Here is a 3,493-nt window from a genome sequence, read left to right as displayed (position 1 = left end):
GACCATACAGGAGCCAATACATTTGGAAGTGTTCAATTGGAACTTTAAGGCCTTTTCGGGTTGGGCTGGAGTAATTATGTCGCAATTAAGCAATTTTTTTACCAATTTTCATGTCATCGAAAGACAAGTCTGGTTTATTTGATGAGTCAAGAAAGAAATTAATGAGACAATTGATCTTTTTTTGCCTTCTCTATTACATTCTAACTCAATGACAGGAAAACAAGTCCTTAAAAGATATTCGGCTCCTCTCAAAGCATCAAGCCCCATTTCTTTTAAGTCTATCTTCAATAGATCACGTTGGCCTAATTCAAGAGAATCAATTGCAATTATTTTCCCAGACTCTTTACTAACATTATGCAGCAATGAATATCATCCAAAATTATTCGGCCTCATGTAATCGGGAGATAGAACGAGAATATCTGTGTTCTTTTTTCCAGTAGCACAGGGCTATGCGATAACATTATCGCAAGTATTCAGAAGTATATTTGAACACAAAACCGAGAAGATGGTTTGCTATGGCTCAAAACAATAACCTTACCCTCACGCCCAACCAAATTAGAAAAGAAAATCGCGTATGTGACAACATTTGAATCCACGTCAACTACAGTCATACATGAAGATGTAAATCTAGGAAGATATTCTTTTTTTGGCGTAATCATCAGTCTTCTTTACTGGCTCCGAGATGACTATATCGTATTTAAGAATAAAGAAAGCAACCAAGTTCGCACTCAACTAAATTAACGATTGGGTTGATCATTTAGACGGAAACTTTAACCTAAAGATGGTTGATTCTCAGTAACTACACCCTCAATCCGATCTTCAACTTCTTGATACAGCTCCTGCAATTGCTCGATATTTTCATCTGAGGTTTCCCAGTAACCGCGACCGTGCACCTCAAGCAGCGTGCCCACGATTTGGCGGAAGCTGTTGGGGTTTAGCTCAAACAGACGCTTACGCATCTCTGGATCGTTGATGAAGGTCTCGTTGGCTTCCTCGTAAACGAAGTTGTCAACGGCGCCACTGGTTGCACTCCAACCAAGAGTGAAGTTAAGGCGTTTGGCCACCTCTCGCACACCTTCATAGCCAGAGTCGAGCATGCCCTCATACCACTTGGGATTCAGCAACTTTGTGCGTGAATCCAGACGGATCGTCTCACTCAGAGAACGCACCTGCGCGTTGGCGGTGGTGGTGTCGGCGATATAGCTGGTGGGAGCTTTGCCGTCGTCACGCAGACCAGCGATCAGCTTTGTGGGATCGGAATCGAAGTAGTGGCTCACATCGGTGAGGGAGATCTCAGCCGAATCGAGGTTCTGGAAGGTAACATCCGCAGTCTTCATTACATTCTCGAACACCTCCCGCTTCTGGTTCATCTCACCGGGATTGTCGGCATTGAAGGCGAAGGTCTTGCGGGAGAGATACATCTCCTGCAGCTCACCTTCTTCTTCCCAGGTGCTGTTCTCCACCGCAAGGTTCACATTGGAGCTGTAGCTGCCGCTGGCGTTGGAGAACACCCGACAGGCCGCATCGCGAAGGCTTGTGCCTTCCTTCTCCGCCTGCTCAAGGGCATGCTTGCGAACAAAATTCTGCTCCAGTGGCTCGTCGGCTTCAGCAGCCATCTTCACGGCCTGGTCAATCAGAGCCATTTGGTTGATGAATAGATCGCGGAATACACCGGAGCAGTTCACCACCACATCAACCCGAGGGCGACCGAGTTCCTCAAGGGGAATCAGCTCAAGCTTGTTGACCCGACCCACAGAGTCAGGCATCGGCTTGACTCCAACGAACCAGAGAATCTGAGCCAGGGATTCGCCGTAGGTCTTAATATTGTCGGTTCCCCAGAGCACACAGGCGATGGTCTCCGGCCAAGTGCCCTGCTCCTCGCGCTGACGCTCAATCAACTTGTCGACAACACTCTTGGCTGCAGCCACCGCGGCACGGGTGGGAATCGCCTGAGGGTCCAACGCGTGAATGTTCTTGCCGCTGGGCAGCACACCAGGATTACGAATCGGGTCACCACCAGGGCCCGGGAGGATGTATTCACTGTCGAGAGCTTTCAGCAAACTCTCCATCTCCATATCGGCACACACCTGTTCGAGGCAGAAGCTCAGATACGCGAAAAGTTTGTCGAGCTCGGTGGCATCGATCTGCACGAAGCCCGCGCTGCAGCAGGCCCGCAGCCAGGGTGAAGGAAGCTTGAAGCCAAACTTAGCCAGAAGGTCGTAGAACCATCCGAAGCTGTTGCGCAGGCTGACCCGACCGTCACGACCGGTAAGCGTGCGAACCATGGCGCCAATAGCAGCGCGGGATGTCTCCGTGATCGTGCGGTTGAGCTCAACATCAGCGAGAACGCCCTCATCATTGCCTTTGTAGATGTCTTCGATGGAGCGGCCCATCGCCTCAGCCAGCAGGCCGGAGAGTGAGCGCAGGCCATCCTCCTCACGCTCGAGAGCAGCGATGTTCACCAAGGTGGCAACGGCTTCCTCAGCGGTGGGAGGCTTGCCAATGGTGTGCAGACCACAGGGAAGGAGACGGCTTTCAATCTCCATCAATTGGCGATAGACGGCACCCACCAGGGCATCACGACCCTCCAATTCGAGGGTCAAGGCATCCTCCTCAGGAAGGTCGACGTCCTTATCTAGATTGCACTGACGTGCCGTTTCAATGATCGTGTTGACGATCTGAATGCCGCGGCCACCCTCACGGAGCTGCTGGTATGAACCCACCAGATCACCCAGTTCCTTCAGGCCCTTGTATAGACCGGCATTTTCGGCCGGAGGGGTGAGGTAGCTAATCGTGGAGGCGTAACCCCGCCGCTTGGCGATGGTGGCTTCGGAGGGGTTGTTAGCGGCGTAGTAATAGAGGTTGGGCAGCGCACCGATCAGTGAGTCGGGGTAACAGGTTTCGCTCATGCCCATCTGCTTGCCGGGCATGAATTCGAGGGAGCCATGGGTGCCGAAGTGCAGCACCGCATCAGCCTTCCAGATCTTCTGCAAATAGGTGTAGTAGGCGGCGAATCCGTGGTGAGGGCTTGCGCTACGGGAGTAGAGCAGGCGCATCGGGTCACCTTCGTAGCCGAAGGTGGGCTGAACACCAACGAAGACGTTGCCGAAGTGGCGACCGAAAACCAGCAGGTTTTGGCCATCGCTGTTGAGGTTGCCGGGGGGCTTGCCCCAGTTCTCTTCAAGCCGTTCGGAGTAAGGGGTCAGGCGCTCGTACTCCTCAACACTCATCCGATGCGCAATAGACAGCTCCGGGGAGCCCTGCAAAGCATCGGCGTCATTGATGACGGCCTCCAACAGCGCTCGAGGCGTCGACGGCAGGTCCTGCACGTCGTACCCCTTCGCCTTCATCTCCTGCATCACCCGATGGATGGAACCGAAGACGTCGATATAGTCCGACGGTCCGACATTGCCCTTGTCGGGAGGAAAGCTGAACACGGTGATCGCCAGCTTCTTTTCATTGCGGGGCTTGATCCGCAACGATGACCAGCGGA

At 52.5% G+C, this 3,493-nt stretch carries 1 protein-coding gene; it reads right to left on the bottom strand.

All coding sequences use genetic code 11. The features are described from left to right. Positions 1–770: 770 nt before the first annotated feature. Positions 771–3,493: magnesium chelatase subunit H (locus tag ACGVJ8_RS05995; protein WP_392346335.1), on the bottom strand; the 2,723-nt coding region annotated here is incomplete at its 5' end.

This window comes from Parasynechococcus sp. (assembly GCF_042954245.1).
GTDB lineage: Bacteria > Cyanobacteriota > Cyanobacteriia > PCC-6307 > Cyanobiaceae > Parasynechococcus.
The sequence above is the reverse complement of the archived record's forward strand: the minus strand, read 5'-3'. Positions and strand labels throughout refer to the sequence as shown.